Source organism: Pseudomonas sp. 58 R 12 (genome assembly GCF_900005865.1).
In the GTDB taxonomy this organism is placed as follows: Bacteria; Pseudomonadota; Gammaproteobacteria; order Pseudomonadales; family Pseudomonadaceae; genus Aquipseudomonas; species Aquipseudomonas tritici.
The window spans coordinates 29,806-46,110 of sequence record NZ_CVTP01000016.1; the positions used below are offsets into that span (position 1 = coordinate 29,806).

Consider the following 16,305-nt stretch of genomic DNA (forward strand, 5'->3'; position numbering starts at 1 on the left):
TTCAGCGCCTCTCACCGGTAGTCGCAAACAGGCATGTCATCACAACAACTTGTGCTCCATGGCGTACTTCACCAGTTCAGCCAGCGAAGTGATATGGAGTTTTTGCATCAACCGCGCCTTGTGGGTGCTGATGGTCTTGCTGCTCAACGCCAACTGCTGGGCGATATCGTTGACGTTGGCGCCCTGGGCCAAGCGTTCGAATACCGAGAACTCGCGCTCCGACAGCAGCGAGTGCAGCGGCCGGGTATCGGTGAGGCCGACTTCGAAAACCATGCGGTCGGCCAGGTCCGGGTCGATATAACGCCCACCGGCCGCCACCTTGCGAATCGCCGTGAGCAACAGCGCCGGATCGCTGTCCTTGGTGGCATAACCCGCGGCGCCGACCTTCAAGGCACGGGCGGCCATTTGCGCTTCGTCGTGCATCGACAGCACGAGGATCGCCGGCGGATTGTTCAGCGCACGGATGCGAGCAATCGCCTCCAAGCCGTTGACGCCAGGCATTGAGATATCCAGCAACACCACTTCACACGGCACATGGCGCAAGGTCTCCAGCAGTTGCTCGCCATTGCTCGCTTCGCCAACGACCAACAGGTCTTTGGCCAGGCCGATCAATTGCTTGATGCCTTCACGAACGATGGTGTGGTCTTCAGCTACCAGTACGCGGATCACAGGGACTTCCTCTTGGTGTTATGCATCCAACGGCACCGTGACACTCAGGGTGGTGCCCTCCCCCAATTCGCTGTCCAGGCTCAGTTGCCCGCCCATGATCAGCACCCGCTCGCGCATGCCCACCAGGCCAAACGACACCGGGCGCCCCTGGGCCTGGACGAAACCGACGCCATCGTCGCTGATGGTCAGCCGCAAATCGGTGCCCTCGACGGCGAGGGTCAGCTCCACAGTATGCGCCTGGGCATGACGCATCACATTGGTCAGCGCCTCCTGCAGGATCCGGAATAGGCCAATGGCCTTGGCATCGCTGAGGGCCGGCAGGTTATCCGGGACTTGTACCAGGCAGGGAATTTGCGTGCGGGCTTCGAAGCGCCGGGCCTGCCATTCGATGGCCGAGGCAATGCCGGCATCGAGAATCGGCGGGCGCAGCGCCGTCGCCACATCGCGCACCAGTTGGAATAGCTGCGCGATCAGGCGCTTCATGCTGTTCAAGCGATCATGCAAACCAGGGTCGAGTTGCGCATAGCTCAGCTCGCACATTGAGGTCTCGAGCTTGAGCACCGTGAGCATTTGCCCAAGTTCGTCGTGCACCTCACGGGCGATGCGCGCCTTTTCTTCTTCGCGCACGGTTTCCAGGTGGGCGGACAGCTCGCGCAATTGCGCTTCACTTTGCAGCAAGGCCGCCAGGGTACGGCGTAGCTCAGTGACATCGTTGAGGTAGACCACCAGGTATTCGGCCTCGGCAAAACGCAGGAAGCTCAAGGACACGTTTGTCGGCAGGATGCTGCCGTCTGCACGCAGGCAATCGGTGGCGAAATTCTGCGGACCGTCTTCGCTGGCCCGCGCGCGCTTCCACAGGTTGAGCCAGCGGTCCATATGCAGGCTTGGATCAAGGTCGACCAACGGCCGCTCGATCAACGCACCGGGGCCGTAGCCGAGCATGCTTTCGGCCGCCCGATTGGCGTAGCGCACATGGCTGTCCCAGTTGACCCAGAGGATGCCGACAGTGCTTTGGTCGATGGAAAACTGCGTCAAGCGCAAGGCTTCGGCACCGGCGGCGCGGGCCGCGCTTTCTTCGCGGGCGGCCAGCAAGCCGTGTTCCAGCACCCGCTGCTGGCGACGCTGCCAGAACACAGTGGCCAGGCTGGCGAGCAACAACAAGCTCAGCAACAGGCTTAGGTTTTGCCACAGTCCTGGGGATTCTGTGAGGTGTGGGTATTTGGGTTGCAGCCAGCGGCTGTGCAGTTGGTCCAGGTCGCGGGCTGGGATGGCGCGCAAGGCGCTTTCCATGATGCTGGCCAACTCTGGCCATTCCCGCCGCGTAGCCACCCGCAGCAATTGCGGCAGGCCAATATCGCCCACCACCGCCAGCCCGGCGAATTCCGCTTCGCCGGACAAACGGCTCAATTGCGCTTCGTCCACCACCGCGTAGCGTGCCTGCTGGCTCACCAGCAACTGCAGAGCCTGGCGCTCCATGGGCACGCCTTGCAGGTTGAGGCCGGGATAGGTGCTGCGCAGGTAATCGGCCACGGCGCTGGGCATGCGCACGGCGACGCGGGACTGCTCATCGAGTTTTTCCAACTCCACGGCCCCACCGCCATCGCGGATACCGACAATGTGCTGCGGCACGCGCATATAAGGGTCGGTGAACAACCACAGACGCAAACCGGCAGGGGTTTGTTGCAGGCCGGGGGCGATGTCCACTTCGCCGTCGCGTACGGCGGCCTCCAACTGCTCCTGATTGGGGAAGTTACGCCACGTCAGCTCGATGTTCAGCGCCTTGGCCAACCCTTGCATCAACTCGACATTGGCCCCGGACAGCCGCTGCAAACGCCGATCGTATTGCGCGTAAGGTGCCTGCAACACCAGGCCCACCCGCAGCTCCGGGTGTTGGGCCAGCCATTCGCGTTGCTGCACATCAAGCTGCGCCTGGGGAACGGCGGGCGCAGGGGCGGCGTTTGCCATCAAGGCAAGGCACAAACAGCCGATAACCAGCAGACAGCGAAAACCCATGATCCACGTCTCACATCACTGACAAACACTGACCAACCCATTAGGCTGCTGGAATCACTTCTGGCCGGGAATTAACGATGCCCTTTTTCCACCGTTCGGCACTGCCAGCATTGTGCCTGTCGCTGCTTTTTACCAGTGCCTTTTCTGTACAGGCCGCTGACGCCCCTGAGCCTGCCGCAGAAAAACCCGTCGAGCGCCAGCCTTTGCCTGAGCGCAGCCTCGCAGAAGCCAGCGCCCTGGAACGCAAAATCCCGCAACAGGAGCAGCAACAATTGCAGGCAGGCAGCGATTCATTCCTCGCCCTGTGGAAACCGGCCAACAGTGCCGAACCCGAAGGTGTGGTGATTATCGTACCGGGCGCCGGCGAGAATGCTGACTGGCCGCAAGCGATCAGTCCGTTGCGGCACAAATTGCCGGATGCCAACTGGGGTAGCCTCAGCCTGTCGTTGCCGGACGTGAGCGTGGATACCCTGCCGCCGCGCGTGATGGAAGCGCCCAAGGCCACCGTCGATACCAGCAGCAAGGAAGCGAGCACCGCCGACAAACCCATCGAACAGGCTGCCAGCGCTGAGGCCGAGGGCACTGACCCGGCAGTGGTTCCTGGGTCCGATGAGCAGGACAAAACCGATGCTTCGCGCATTTTTGCCCGCATCGACGCTGCCGTGGCCTTCGCCCAGACCCAGAGCGCGCGCAGTGTGGTGCTGGTCGGCCATGGCACCGGCGCCTGGTGGGCGGCGCGTTATTTGAGCGAGAAGCAGCCGTCCCAAGTGCAGAAGTTCGTCATGGTCGCGGCGCAGACGCCAACCGGGCGCCATCCGGACATCCAGCAGCTGGCCCCCGGCCTGAAGCTGCCGACCGCCGATGTGTTCTATCAAGATGACCCGCAGTTACGCAAAAACGCCCTGGCCCGCGCCCAGGCGGCCAAGCGTTTGAAGAATGACGGTTATAAACAGGTGTTGTTGACAGCCTTGCCCGGCAACAGCGCGGCTGAGCAGGAGCAGTTGTATCGACGGATTCGCGGGTGGTTGAGCCCGCAGGCGACAGCTGACTGAAACCGGATTGGCAACCCGGTCGAAATGTGGGAGCTGGCTTGCCTGCGATGGCGGGCTATCAGTGCCAAAGGCTTTGCTGACCCGCCGCTATCGCAGGCAAGCCAGCGCCCACAGTAGATCGGTTTTTCACGCAAAAATAATCAGCGAAAATCCCGCCGTTCGCGAATCAATGCATAGGCATTGTGCAGTTCGCGCGTGCGCTCGGTGGCTTCATGCACTTGCGCAGCGCTCGCGCCACTGCCGGCAACCTTGTCCGGGTGATGGCGGCTGAGCAGGCGGCGATAAGCGCGCTTGATCACCGACGGTTCGGTGGTGGCCGTCACACCCAGCAAGCGCAGCGCGTCCTGATAGGTGGGCCCACGACTGACCAGCGGCTTACGCTCCGGTGTGTAGTCGGCGGCCAGCGCCTGGAGCTGTTGCGGCGTCCAGCCCAGCCATTTGCCCCACAGGTCGATCAAGTCACGCTCGGCGTCATCCGCCTTGCCATCTGCCCAGACCATGCGCCAGCACGCGCGCAATACCCCTTCCGCCGCATGGGGTTGCGCCTTGAGCACACGCAAATAGCGGCGCACCCGATCGGAGCCGGCCTTGCCACGATTGAACGCTGCGATGGCACGGCGCTGGGCTGACTCGGTCATGTCCAGCGAGCGCATCTCCTGACGCGCCTGTTGAATATGTCCGTCCACCACTCGCCCATTGCTCTTGGCCAAACGCCCCAGCAACACAAACAACAGCTCGTCATTACGCAACGCCGGGCGCCCGCCCAGTCGCTCGCGCAACTGCGCCCAGCTTTGCAGTTGCAGGCGACGGTCCAGCGCCTGCCCCAACAGCGCACCCAACAAGGCCCCCGGAATACTGGCTATGGCAAAGCCAGCCCCCGCGCCGATCAGCGTCCCTGGCCACAGCATGTTACTGCCCCGCTGTCAGCAGGGTTTCGACTTGCGCCAGGCGCTCCAGCGTGCCGACATCAATCCAGCGTCCCGCCATGTGTTCCCCCGTTACCAGACCTTTAGCCATGGCCGCCCGCAACAGCGGCGCCAGCTTGAAGGCACCCGCACTGCAACCCGCGAACAGCTTGGGGTCGAGCACTGAAATGCCACTGAAGGTCAGGTTATCGGCACCGGCCGCAGCATCATGAAGCAAACCTTGATCAAGGTAGAAATCGCCACCTGAAGGGTGATGCGCCGGGTTGTCGACCATCACCAGATGGGCCAGGCCCTTGAGCGGTCGCTTGAGTTGGGTGAAGTCGTAGTCGGTCCAGATATCGCCATTGACCACCAGGAAGGGTTCGTCGCCCAACAACGGCAATGCCTGGAAAATCCCACCGCCGGTTTCCAGCGGCTCGCCCTCGGGGGAGTAACGGATGCGCAAGCCAAACTGCGCGCCGTCCCCCAGATAATGTTCAATCTGCTGGCCGAGCCAGGCATGGTTTATCACGATGTCAGTGAAGCCGGCCTTGGCCAACGCCTCCAAGTGATACTCGATCAGACGCTTGCCGCCGGCCTGCACCAGCGGCTTGGGCGTGTGCAACGTGAGCGGACGCATCCGCTCACCTTTGCCTGCGGCCAGGATCATCGCCTTCATACGCTTGCCTCGGCAGGTGGGCGCAGGCTGGCCAGCAATTCACCCAGTTCGCTCAACTCCGGGCGATCCGCCAATACCGCTTCTATATAAGCAAAGAAGCGCGGCACGTCGGCCAGGTAGCGTGGCTTGCCGTCGCGATGGCAGATGCGTGCGAAAATACCGATCACCTTGAGGTGGCGCTGCACGCCCATCAGGTCGCTGGCACACAGGAAGTCGTCGAAATCGGCCTGCACCGGGATGCCCAGTCGTCCCGCGCGCTCCCAATAGCCGCGCTGCCATTCCCGCACGCGGGCCTGGGGCCAACTGAGGAAGGCGTCCTTGAACAGGCAGGTGATGTCGTAGGTCACCGGGCCGTAGACCGCGTCCTGAAAATCCAGCACGCCGGGGTTCGGCTCGCTGATCATCAGGTTGCGTGGCATATAGTCGCGGTGCACCAGCACCTTCGGCTGCGCCAGGGCACTGTTGATCAGGTGGTCACTGACGCGCTGCCAGAGCGCCCGCTGTTGCGTATCGAGTTCGATACCCAGATGGCGACGCACGTACCACTCCGGGAACAATTCGAGCTCACGGCGCAGCAGAGCAACGTCATAGCTTGGCAATGGCGCGTCCATCGGCAACTGCTGGAAAGCCAGCAAGGCATCGATGGCTTCAGCAAACAAGGGGTCGGCGTTTTTGTCGTCAATCACGTCCAGATAGGTTTTTCTGCCCAGGTCATTGAGCAAAAGAAAGCCTCGCGGCAAATCTTCTGCATAAATTTTTGGAACATTTATCCCTGACTTCGCCAGCAAATGTGCGATATCGACGAAAGGTTTGCAGTTTTCCTGGGGGGGGGGCGCATCCATTACCACGAATGTATGACCGCCACCTTCCCAACGGAAATAGCGCCTGAAACTCGCGTCGCTGCTGGCCGCGGTCAATGTGGCCGGGGGTACGGCACCCCAGCCTTGAGCGTTGAAAAGGATCGGCAACTGCTCATCCAGCCAGACTTGCAGCTGTTGTAAACGTAGATCTTGCTCGGGCATTACAAGGGTCTCCGACGGCGCTAGCCGTCAAGCGGGGCATGCTTTATTATCACGCATCTTTTTCAGACCATCGAGAGGCGTGCGGCCCAAACCGCGGGCAGATGGCACGCAGGAAGCCCGGACTAATAAGATGGCATTGAAATCCCCCGCGTTTCGTAGAAAATTTCCGTTGCTGGTAACCGGCAGTCTGCTGGCCTTGCAACCCTTCGCCACCTCATTCGTGGTCGCCGCGGAACAGTATGACTGCTCAGTCTCTGCTTCGGGTGCCTGGGATTGCGCGCCGAAAACCGCCGCAGCCCCTCTGCCACCACGCCCGGTGCATGACGGCGCAGCCGTCAGCTCCGCCAACAGCACGGCGCAAGCCGATGCTGGCGGCAAAGCCGAGGCCGTGCCGCAGACCGCACTGGTCACCGATTCCAAGGGCCGTGGCCTGCGCTCGCGCAGCGCCGACTACAGCCACCTGGACTGGGTACCGCGCGACAAACTGACCGCCGCACAGTTGGCCGAAACCGGCCCGTACTGCGGCGGTGCGTACATCGAGCCGATTCGTCCTGGCATGAACGACAAGACGAACAAGAGCGATGCGCCCACCTTCATCGGTGCCAAAGCCTCGCGTTACGAGCAGGAGTCGCAAGTCGCGACCCTGGCCGGTGACGTCGTCATGCGCCAGGGCAGCATGCAGCTGGAGTCCGAAGAAGCCAGCCTGTACCAGGCCGAGAACCGTGGCGAGCTGAACGGCAAAGTCCGTCTGCGCGACAACGGTGCACTGATCGTCGGCGACCATGCCGAAGTGCAACTCGATACCGGCGCCGCCCAGATCGACAACGCCGAATACGTGCTGCACAAGTCGCGTATCCGCGGTAACGCGCTGTACGCCAAGCGTGCCGAAAACGCGATCATCCGTCTCAAGGACGGTACGTACACGACGTGCGAGCCCGACAGCAACGCCTGGCAGCTGCGAGGCAACAACATCACGTTGAACCCGGCCACCGGCTTCGGTACGGCTACCAACGCGACGTTGCGGATCAAGAACATCCCGATCCTGTACACCCCTTACATCTATTTCCCGATCGACGACCGTCGTCAATCCGGCTTCCTGCCACCGAGCTTCAGCAGCGGCAGCGAAACCGGCTTTACCCTGGTTACGCCGTACTACTTCAACCTGGCGCCAAACTACGACGCCACGTTGTACCCGCAATACATGACCAAGCGCGGCATGATGATGGAAGGCGAATTCCGCTACCTCACCAAGTCCAGCGAAGGCCAGTTCGGCGGCGCGTACCTGAACGACGACAACGACGAGCGCAAGCGTCAGACCGATTACGAAAAAACCCGCTACATGCTCAACTGGCAACACCAGGGCGGGTTGGATTCGCGTGTAATGACCCAGGTCGACTACACGACGATCAGCGACCCTTACTACTTCCAGGACCTCAAGTCCTACCAGGAAGGTGTCGAGAGTCGCGACTACGTCAACCAGCAGGGCTCCGTGACGTATCGCGGCGACACCTTCCAGGCTCGCTTGAACCTGCAGGCCTACCAGCTGGCGACGATTTCCCAGGTCACCCCGTATGACCGCCTGCCGCAGATCACCTTCAACGGTACCCTGCCGTACCATCCGGGTGGCTTGAACTTCAGCTACGAGACCGAAGCCGTACGCTTCGACCGCGACCTGGAGAACGGCAACTTCACCAATGAAAACGGGGACATCGAGCGTCGCCTGGACACCTACGTCCGTGGCCTGACCCGTGCCAACGGTACCCGCCTGAACGTGGCGCCGGCCGTTGAATACCCGATGAACTGGACCTACGGCTTCGTCACGCCGAAGCTCAAGTACGTGTACACCAAGTACGACCTGGACCTGGACAACATCGGCAAGAACCAGATCGTTGCGGATCAGGCTGCAGCAACCGCAGCCAACCCGTACGCGGGCGGCACCTTCAAAAGCTCCCAGGACCGTGCGGTTCCGGTGGCCAGCGTCGACAGCGGCCTGTACTTCGACCGCAATACCAACTGGTTCGGCAAAGACTATCGCCAGACCCTCGAGCCGCGTGCGTTCTACCTGTACGTGCCGAACAAGGACCAGGCGGACATCCCGGTCTTCGACACCAGCGAGTACTCGTTCAGCTACGCGTCGCTGTTCCGCGACAACCGTTTCAGCGGCTCCGACCGTATCGGCGACGAGAACAAGCTGTCGCTGGGCTTGACCAGCCGCTGGATCGAAGACAACGGTTTCGAGCGCCAGCGCGTATCCGTGGGCCAGGCGCTGTACTTCAAGGATCGTGAAGTTCAACTGCCGGGCATCCTGGCCTCCGACCGTGCCGATGCACAGTCGGACGTATCGCCAGTCGCCCTGGACTACGAGTTCCGCTTCAACCGCGATTGGCGCGCCACGGCCGACTACAACTGGGACACAGAAGAACACAGTCCTCGTTCCGGCAGCGCGATGCTTCACTACCAGCCGGAAGACAACCCGAACAAGATCATCAACGTCGGTTATCGCTATCGTAACGACCAGGTCGTCTACAACCAGCTGACCGGCAAATGGCAGTTCGGTGGTGACTACGGCCAGCCAGGCGACGCGAACTACGTGAAGGATTACTACAAAATCCAACAACACGACTTCTCGATGATGTGGCCGATCATTCCTCAGTGGAACCTGATCACCCGCTGGCAGTATGACTACGCCCGCAACCGTACCCTGGAAGCCTTCGGTGGTTTCGAGTACGACAACTGCTGCTGGAAACTGCGCCTCATCAACCGTTACTGGGTTTCCAACGACGAATACAGCCAGATCGCCCCGCTTAACGAAAAGGGTGACCACGGGCTCTTCCTCCAGATCGTCCTCAAAGGACTCGGCGGCCTGACCGGCGCCAAGGTAGAGAGCTTCCTCGACAAAGGCATTGAAGGTTATCGTGAACGTGAAAACCAAGCTTTCTGATTGTCTGCGCCCGCTAGTGCTGGGCGCGCTGTTCCTGGGGACCGCATCGGCACACGCTGCGGTTCAACAGCTGGATAAGGTAGTGGCCATCGTCGATAACGACGTGATCATGCAGAGCCAACTGGACCAACGCGTCAAGGAAGTCCAGCAAACCATCGCCAAGCGTGGCGGTGGCGTGCCACCGACCAGCGTCCTGGACCAACAGGTTCTGGAGCGCCTGATCGTCGAAAACCTGCAATTGCAGATCGGTGATCGTTCCGGCATCCGTATTTCGGACGAAGAACTGAACCAGGCGGTAGGCACCATTGCCCAGCGCAACAACATGAGCATTGACCAGTTCCGTGCAGCCCTGGCCCACGACGGTTTGTCCTATGAGGACGCCCGTGACCAGATCCGCCGTGAAATGATCATCAGCCGTGTGCGTCAGCGCCGTGTCGCCGAGCGGGTTCAAGTGTCCGAGCAGGAAGTGAAGAACTTCCTGGCGTCGGACCTGGGCAAGATGCAGCTTTCCGAAGAACTGCACCTGGCCAACATCCTGATCCCGACACCGGACAGCGCCAACTCCGAGCAGCTCAATGCAGCCGCCGCTAAAACCCAGGCTATTTATGATCGCTTGAAGGCCGGTGCCGACTTCGCCCAAATGGCGATCGCCCAGTCCGGCAGCGACAACGCCCTCGAAGGCGGTGACATGGGCTGGCGTAAAGCCGCTCAATTGCCGCCTCCGTTCGACCGCGAGCTGAGCGCTATGGAAGTGGGTGGCATTACTCAACCAGCCCGTACCCCAGGCGGTTTCATCATTCTCAAGTTGCTGGAAAAACGCGGTGGCGAGACCTCACTGAAAGACGAAGTACATGTTCGTCACATCCTGGTCAAACCAAGCGAAATCCGCACCGAAGCGCAAACCAAGGAACTGGCCCAGAAGATCTATGACCGCATCGAAAGCGGTGAAGACTTTGCCACCCTGGCCAAAAGCTTCTCGGAAGACCCGGGTTCTGCCCTCAACGGCGGCGACCTGAACTGGATCGACCCGAAAGCCTTGGTGCCAGAGTTCCAGCAAGTGATGGCCGATACTCCGCAAGGTGTGCTGTCCAAGCCGTTCAAGACCCAATATGGCTGGCATGTGCTGGAAGTCCTTGGCCGTCGCGCCACCGACAACACCAACCAGGCCCGCGAGCAACAAGCACTGAACGTATTGCGTAACCGCAAATACGACGAAGAGCTGCAAACCTGGCTGCGTCAGATCCGCGATGAAGCCTACGTTGAGAACAAGCTGCCAGGCGCCGAGCAAACAGGCACCGACCAGGCTACTCAGTGAAACCCCAGCGTTTCGCGGTGACACCCGGCGAGCCGGCCGGCATTGGTCCTGACCTGTGCCTGCTGCTCGCCTCGCAATCCCAGCCACACCCCCTGATCGCCATTACCAGCCGTGACCTGCTCCTCGAGCGGGCCGCGCAGCTGGGTGTGGCCGTCAATTTGCTGGACGTGGCGCCGGGTTACTGGCCCGACCTGCCCGCTCCCGCCGGCAGCCTGTATGTGTGGGACACCCCGCTGCAGGCCAAGGTAGTGGCCGGGCAACTGGACAAGGCCAATGCGGCGTTCGTGCTGGAAACCCTGACTCGCGCAGGGCAAGGCTGCATCGACGGCGACTTCGCCGGCATGATCACCGCCCCAGTGCACAAGGGCGTGATCAATGAGTCTGGCATCGCCTTTTCCGGCCATACCGAATTCCTTGCCGAGCTGACCCACACCGCTCAAGTCGTCATGATGCTGGCCACGCGCGGCCTGCGAGTCGCCCTGGTGACCACGCACCTGCCCCTGCGTGAGATTGCGGACGCCATCACTGCCGAACGTTTGGAGCGTGTGACGCGCATCCTGCATGCCGACCTGCAACAGAAATTCGGCATTGCCCAGCCGCGCATCCTGGTCTGTGGGCTCAACCCCCACGCGGGTGAAGGCGGCCACTTGGGCCATGAAGAAATCGACATCATCGAACCAACCCTGGAGCGTCTGCGCCAAGAAGGCATGGACCTGCGTGGCCCACTGCCTGCGGACACTCTGTTTACCCCCAAATATCTGGAGCACTGCGATGCAGTGCTGGCGATGTACCACGACCAGGGGCTGCCGGTCCTTAAATACAAAGGCTTCGGCGCCGCCGTCAACGTGACACTGGGCCTGCCGATCATCCGGACGTCCGTCGACCATGGCACCGCCCTGGACCTGGCGGGCAGCGGCAAGATCGATACCGGCAGCCTGCACGTGGCCCTGGAAACCGCCTATCAGATGGCCGAGACCCGTATATGACCGAGCATTACCAACACCGGGCGCGTAAGCGCTTCGGGCAAAACTTCCTGCACGACGCTGGCGTGATCGACCGTATCCTGCGCTCTATCCATGCCAAGCCCGAAGACCGCCTGCTGGAAATCGGCCCGGGCCAGGGCGCACTGACCAAAGGCCTGCTTAACAGTGGCGGCCAACTGGATGTGGTTGAGTTGGACAAGGACCTGATCCCGATCCTCAACCAGCAGTTCGCCGACAAGCCCAACTTCAACCTGCATCAGGGCGATGCACTAAAGTTCGACTTCAACAGCCTCAACGCAGCGCCCAATAGCCTGCGGGTGGTGGGCAACCTGCCATACAACATCTCCACGCCGCTGATCTTCCACCTGCTGAACAACGCCGGGATCATCCGCGACATGCACTTCATGCTGCAAAAGGAAGTGGTCGAGCGCCTGGCTGCAGGGCCTGGTGGTGGTGATTGGGGTCGTTTGTCAATCATGGTTCAGTACCACTGCCGCGTCGAACACCTGTTCAACGTCGGGCCCGGCGCGTTCAACCCACCGCCGAAGGTCGACTCGGCCATCGTGCGCCTGGTGCCTCACGCCGTGCTGCCCCACCCGGCCAAGGATCACAAATTGCTGGAGCGAGTCGTGCGCGAAGCGTTCAACCAGCGCCGCAAAACCTTGCGCAATACACTCAAGAACCTGCTGAGCACCGCTGAAATCGAAGCTGCTGGCGTCGACGGCAGCCTGCGCCCCGAGCAACTGGACCTGGCGGCGTTCGTGCGCCTGGCCGACCAGCTTGCCATCCAGCCTGCGCCAGCCGCGGACTGAAGCCGGCCGTACCTGGGCCAGACACCATGTCTGGCCTAGTGCCCCGTTCTTGGCCTAGACTGACCCGCATCTGCTGTCCTCCGCTTTTGCTTTTAAGGCCTCTTGCATGTCCGATCCTCGCTACCAGATCGACGTCAGCGTCGTCACCCGCTTCCTGGCGGATCAATCGCAACCTGAACAAAACCGCTTCGCCTTTGCCTACACCATCACGGTGAAAAACAACGGGCTGGTGCCGGCCAAGCTGCTGTCCCGCCACTGGGTGATCACCGACGGTGACGGCCAGGTCGAGGAAGTACGCGGCGCAGGCGTGGTAGGCCAGCAACCGCTGATCGACATCGGCGCGAGCCACACCTACAGCAGCGGCACGGTGATGACCTCCAAAGTCGGCACCATGCAGGGCTCCTATCAGATGAAGGCCACCGACGGTAAATTGTTCGACGCCATCATCCCGCCCTTCCGCCTCGCCGTGCCCGGAGCCCTGCACTGATGGCGACCTACGCGGTCGGAGACCTGCAAGGGTGCCTGGAGCCCCTCAAGTGCCTGCTTGACCGCGTAGCCTTCGACCCAGCGAAAGATCGCCTGTGGCTGGTCGGTGACTTGGTCAATCGCGGTCCCGAGTCCCTGGCGACGTTGCGCTACTTATATAGCCTGCGCGATTCCTTGGTGTGCGTACTGGGCAACCACGACCTGCACCTGCTCGCGGCCGGCCGTAACATTGAGCGTCTGAAAAAGGGCGATACCCTGCGGGAAATCCTCGAAGCACCGGATCGCACCGAGTTGCTCGACTGGCTTCGCCGGCAAAAAATCCTGCATTACGACGAAGGCCGCAATATGGCCTTGGTCCATGCTGGCATCCCGCCCCAGTGGACACTGAAGAAAGCGCTCAAGTGCGCCGCGGAAGTCGAAAGCGCCCTGGCCGATGACAACCTGTACACCGCCTACCTCGACGGCATGTACGGCAACGAGCCAGTGAAGTGGGACAACGATCTCACCGGCGTTGCGCGCCTGCGGGTGATCACAAACTACTTCACGCGCATGCGCTTCTGCACCGCCGAGGGCAAGCTGGACCTCAAAAGCAAGGAAGGCGCCGACACCGCATTGCCAGGCTACAAACCCTGGTTCGCGCACAAGGACCGCAAGGCCCGCGACACCCAGATCATTTTCGGTCACTGGGCGGCCCTTGAGGGCAAATGCGATGAGCCCGGCGTGTTCGCCCTAGACACCGGTTGCGTGTGGGGCGGCGCCATGACCCTGATGAATATCGATACCGGCGAGCGCCAGAGCTGCCAGTGCGAATCGCCCCAACCTATCACCGCCAAGCCCTAGGAGCCCGCCATGAGCGAATTCAAACGTATCCCTCCCGAACAAGCCCAGGCCCTGCGCGAAAAAGGCGCCGTAGTGGTCGACATCCGTGACCAGCCGACTTATCTGGCGGCCCACATCCGCGGCGCCCAGCACCTGGACAACGTCAACATCGCCGATTTTATCCGTGCCGCCGACCTCGACGCGCCCGTGATCGTGGCGTGCTACCACGGCAACTCCAGCCAGAGTGCAGCAGCCTATCTGATCAGCCAGGGCTTCTCCGACGTCTATAGCCTGGACGGTGGCTTTGAACTGTGGCGCGCGACTTATCCTGCGGAAATTTCTTCAGGCAATTCGCAATAATTTTTTTCAAACCCCGCTACCCCGCGTGACGCTTGGGCTCGCGCCGTTTCTGACGAACGGCGCAGCCAAACTAATTGCGCATCGCGCCTTGACCTCTCCGATTCCGAACTATCCTTAAGCGCAGGCCATCCGAATCAGGGGAGAGCCGGTACACCGGCGTGCGGGTCATCGGTAGTGTTTCAGGGTGTTTGGGGGGAAAACAGTCATTGGCGTCTGCCAATGTCTGCCAGCATCGACTGATTGATCCGGCGTCGGCTCCACGTATCGAGCGAGGTGACGACGTCATGAGTATCTTTAGCCACTTCCAACAACGCTTCGCGTCCACACAGCAAGAAGAACTCACGCTGCAAGAGTATCTCGAGCTGTGCAAACAGGACCGCAGCACCTACGCGTCTGCCGCCGAACGCCTGCTACTGGCAATTGGCGAGCCGGAGCTGGTGGAAACCGCCAACAACTCGCGGCTGTCGCGAATATTCTCCAACAAGGTGATCCGCCGCTATCCGGCCTTTGAAGACTTCCACGGCATGGAAGAATGCATTGACCAGATCGTCTCCTACTTCCGCCACGCCGCCCAGGGCCTGGAAGAGAAGAAACAGATCCTCTACCTGCTGGGCCCCGTCGGCGGCGGTAAGTCGTCCCTGGCCGAAAAGCTCAAACAACTGATCGAGAAGGTGCCTTTCTACGCCATCAAGGGATCACCGGTCTTCGAATCGCCCCTGGGCCTGTTCAACGCCACGGAAGATGGCGCAATCCTCGAAGAAGACTTCGGCATCCCGCGCCGTTACCTCAACACCATCATGTCGCCTTGGGCCACCAAGCGCCTGGCCGAATTCGGTGGTGACATCAGCCAATTCCGCGTGGTGAAACTCTACCCGTCCATCCTCAACCAGATCGGCGTGGCGAAGACCGAACCGGGTGACGAGAACAACCAGGACATCTCGGCACTGGTGGGTAAGGTCGATATCCGTAAACTCGAAGAATTCCCGCAGAACGACGCCGACGCCTACAGCTATTCAGGCGCACTGTGCCGGGCCAACCAGGGCCTGATGGAGTTCGTGGAGATGTTCAAGGCACCGATCAAGGTGCTGCACCCACTGCTTACCGCCACCCAGGAAGGCAACTACAACAGCACCGAAGGGCTGGGCGCGATTCCGTTCACCGGGATCCTGCTGGCCCACTCCAACGAATCGGAATGGCACACCTTCCGTAACAACAAGAACAACGAAGCCTTCATCGACAGGATCTACATCGTCAAGGTGCCGTACTGCCTGCGCGTCAGCGATGAAATCAAGATCTACGACAAGTTGCTGTTCAACAGCTCCCTGGCCAAGGCCCATTGCGCCCCCGACACCCTGAAGATGCTCGCCCAGTTCACCGTGCTGTCGCGCCTCAAGGAACCGGAGAACTCGAATATCTATTCGAAGATGCGCGTGTACGACGGCGAAAACCTCAAGGACACCGATCCCAAGGCCAAGTCGATCCAGGAATACCGCGACACGGCGGGTGTGGACGAGGGCATGAACGGCCTGTCGACGCGCTTCGCGTTCAAGATCCTGTCCAAGGTTTTCAACTTTGACCCCCACGAAATCGCTGCCAACCCGGTGCACTTGCTTTACGTGCTGGAACAGCAGATCGAACAGGAGCAATTCCAGGCGGAAACCCGCGAGCGCTACCTGCGCTTCCTCAAGGAGTACCTGGCGCCGCGCTACATTGAATTCATTGGCAAGGAAATCCAGACCGCGTACCTGGAGTCCTACAGCGAGTACGGCCAGAACATCTTCGACCGTTACGTGCTGTACGCCGACTTCTGGATCCAGGACCAGGAATACCGCGACCCGGAAACCGGCGAGATCCTCAACCGCGTCGCCCTCAACGAGGAACTGGAAAAAATCGAAAAACCGGCCGGCATCAGCAATCCGAAGGATTTCCGCAACGAAATCGTCAACTTCGTGCTGCGCGCCCGGGCCAACAACAATGGCAAGAACCCGACCTGGCTCAGCTACGAGAAGCTGCGAGTGGTCATCGAGAAGAAAATGTTCTCCAACACGGAGGATCTGCTGCCGGTCATCAGCTTCAACGCCAAGGCCAGCAAGGAGGATCAGCAAAAGCACAACGACTTCGTCACACGAATGGTCGAGCGCGGCTACACCGACAAACAGGTACGGCTGCTCTCCGAGTGGTACCTGCGGGTTCGCAAATCGCAGTAAGGCAGCGACAGGCGTGCGCTGCCGGGCCCCAGGCCTGGCAGC

Annotated in this window: 14 protein-coding genes; 9 read left to right on the forward strand and 5 right to left on the reverse strand. The window is 61.0% G+C overall.

Annotation, left to right across the window (positions count from 1 at the left end):
• Positions 1-39: 39 nt before the first annotated feature.
• Together BFP95_RS09485 and BFP95_RS09490 are read right to left on the reverse strand one after the other, a co-directional pair.
• Positions 40-669, reverse strand: a complete 630-nt coding sequence (locus BFP95_RS09485; protein ID WP_049711271.1) for a response regulator — start codon at positions 667-669, stop codon at positions 40-42.
• An 18-nt stretch (positions 670-687) separates the two neighbouring features.
• Positions 688-2,682, reverse strand: a complete 1,995-nt coding sequence (locus BFP95_RS09490) for a PAS domain-containing sensor histidine kinase (protein WP_065880131.1) — start codon at positions 2,680-2,682, stop codon at positions 688-690.
• Between the two features lie 77 nt (positions 2,683-2,759).
• Between BFP95_RS09490 and BFP95_RS09495 the strand changes: the two genes are divergently transcribed.
• On the forward strand, positions 2,760-3,734 hold the full coding sequence (locus tag BFP95_RS09495) for an alpha/beta hydrolase family protein (protein ID WP_065909913.1): 975 nt from the start codon (positions 2,760-2,762) through the stop codon (positions 3,732-3,734).
• A gap of 140 nt (positions 3,735-3,874) precedes the next feature.
• Here the strand turns inward: BFP95_RS09495 and BFP95_RS09500 are convergent, their stop codons facing one another.
• From BFP95_RS09500 to BFP95_RS09510, 3 genes are read right to left on the reverse strand one after another with little or no spacing between them, the layout of a single operon-like run.
• Entirely contained in the window at positions 3,875-4,642 is a 768-nt protein-coding gene (locus BFP95_RS09500) for a TerB family tellurite resistance protein (RefSeq protein WP_065871782.1), read from the reverse strand.
• Between the two features lies 1 nt (position 4,643).
• A complete protein-coding gene (gene murU / locus BFP95_RS09505; protein ID WP_065871783.1) occupies positions 4,644-5,318 on the reverse strand; it encodes an N-acetylmuramate alpha-1-phosphate uridylyltransferase MurU in 675 nt (224 codons plus the stop codon).
• Positions 5,315-6,340: an aminoglycoside phosphotransferase family protein gene (locus BFP95_RS09510; RefSeq protein WP_065880133.1), complete on the reverse strand. Its 1,026-nt coding sequence runs from the start codon at positions 6,338-6,340 to the stop codon at positions 5,315-5,317. The genes murU and BFP95_RS09510 overlap by 4 nt, the downstream gene beginning before the upstream one ends.
• A 130-nt stretch (positions 6,341-6,470) precedes the next feature.
• Here BFP95_RS09510 and BFP95_RS09515 point away from each other — a divergent pair, with 130 nt between their 5' ends.
• The 8 genes from BFP95_RS09515 to BFP95_RS09550 all read left to right on the forward strand — a co-directional run bounded on the left by BFP95_RS09515 (position 6,471) and on the right by BFP95_RS09550 (position 16,263).
• A complete protein-coding gene (locus BFP95_RS09515; protein WP_065909915.1) occupies positions 6,471-9,281 on the forward strand; it encodes an LPS-assembly protein LptD in 2,811 nt (936 codons plus the stop codon).
• Positions 9,256-10,596, forward strand: a complete 1,341-nt coding sequence (locus BFP95_RS09520; RefSeq protein WP_065871786.1) for a peptidylprolyl isomerase — start codon at positions 9,256-9,258, stop codon at positions 10,594-10,596. The genes BFP95_RS09515 and BFP95_RS09520 overlap by 26 nt, the downstream gene beginning before the upstream one ends.
• Positions 10,593-11,582, forward strand: coding sequence for a 4-hydroxythreonine-4-phosphate dehydrogenase PdxA (pdxA, locus tag BFP95_RS09525; RefSeq protein WP_065909917.1), 990 nt, complete (start codon positions 10,593-10,595; stop codon positions 11,580-11,582). The genes BFP95_RS09520 and pdxA overlap by 4 nt, the downstream gene beginning before the upstream one ends.
• Entirely contained in the window at positions 11,579-12,391 is an 813-nt protein-coding gene (gene rsmA, locus BFP95_RS09530; RefSeq protein WP_065891382.1) for a 16S rRNA (adenine(1518)-N(6)/adenine(1519)-N(6))-dimethyltransferase RsmA, read from the forward strand. Before pdxA ends, rsmA begins: the two co-directional genes overlap by 4 nt.
• Before the next feature lie 106 nt (positions 12,392-12,497).
• The gene (gene apaG / locus BFP95_RS09535; protein WP_049711262.1) at positions 12,498-12,878 is read left to right on the forward strand and encodes a Co2+/Mg2+ efflux protein ApaG; all 381 of its coding nucleotides are present in this window, start codon (positions 12,498-12,500) and stop codon (positions 12,876-12,878) included.
• Entirely contained in the window at positions 12,878-13,717 is an 840-nt protein-coding gene (locus tag BFP95_RS09540; RefSeq protein ID WP_065871789.1) for a symmetrical bis(5'-nucleosyl)-tetraphosphatase, read from the forward strand. Before apaG ends, BFP95_RS09540 begins: the two co-directional genes overlap by 1 nt.
• A gap of 9 nt (positions 13,718-13,726) precedes the next feature.
• Entirely contained in the window at positions 13,727-14,056 is a 330-nt protein-coding gene (gene glpE / locus BFP95_RS09545; protein ID WP_065871790.1) for a thiosulfate sulfurtransferase GlpE, read from the forward strand.
• Positions 14,057-14,340: 284 nt separating this feature from the next.
• Entirely contained in the window at positions 14,341-16,263 is a 1,923-nt protein-coding gene (locus BFP95_RS09550) for a PrkA family serine protein kinase (protein ID WP_003194732.1), read from the forward strand.
• The last annotated feature ends 42 nt before the right edge of the window (positions 16,264-16,305 follow it).

Excerpts from the sequence above, each read along its gene's own strand:
- BFP95_RS09490 (WP_065880131.1), bottom strand. The coding sequence starts at position 2,682 with ATGGGTTTTCGCTGTCTGCTGGTTATCGGCTGTTTGTGCCTTGCCTTG.
- BFP95_RS09495 (WP_065909913.1), top strand. The coding sequence starts at position 2,760 with ATGCCCTTTTTCCACCGTTCGGCACTGCCAGCATTGTGCCTGTCGCTG.
- BFP95_RS09500 (WP_065871782.1), bottom strand. The coding sequence starts at position 4,642 with ATGCTGTGGCCAGGGACGCTGATCGGCGCGGGGGCTGGCTTTGCCATA.
- murU (WP_065871783.1), bottom strand. The coding sequence starts at position 5,318 with ATGAAGGCGATGATCCTGGCCGCAGGCAAAGGTGAGCGGATGCGTCCG.
- BFP95_RS09510 (WP_065880133.1), bottom strand. The coding sequence starts at position 6,340 with ATGCCCGAGCAAGATCTACGTTTACAACAGCTGCAAGTCTGGCTGGAT.
- BFP95_RS09515 (WP_065909915.1), top strand. The coding sequence starts at position 6,471 with ATGGCATTGAAATCCCCCGCGTTTCGTAGAAAATTTCCGTTGCTGGTA.
- rsmA (WP_065891382.1), top strand. The coding sequence starts at position 11,579 with ATGACCGAGCATTACCAACACCGGGCGCGTAAGCGCTTCGGGCAAAAC.
- apaG (WP_049711262.1), top strand. The coding sequence starts at position 12,498 with ATGTCCGATCCTCGCTACCAGATCGACGTCAGCGTCGTCACCCGCTTC.
- BFP95_RS09540 (WP_065871789.1), top strand. The coding sequence starts at position 12,878 with ATGGCGACCTACGCGGTCGGAGACCTGCAAGGGTGCCTGGAGCCCCTC.
- glpE (WP_065871790.1), top strand. The coding sequence starts at position 13,727 with ATGAGCGAATTCAAACGTATCCCTCCCGAACAAGCCCAGGCCCTGCGC.
- BFP95_RS09550 (WP_003194732.1), top strand. The coding sequence starts at position 14,341 with ATGAGTATCTTTAGCCACTTCCAACAACGCTTCGCGTCCACACAGCAA.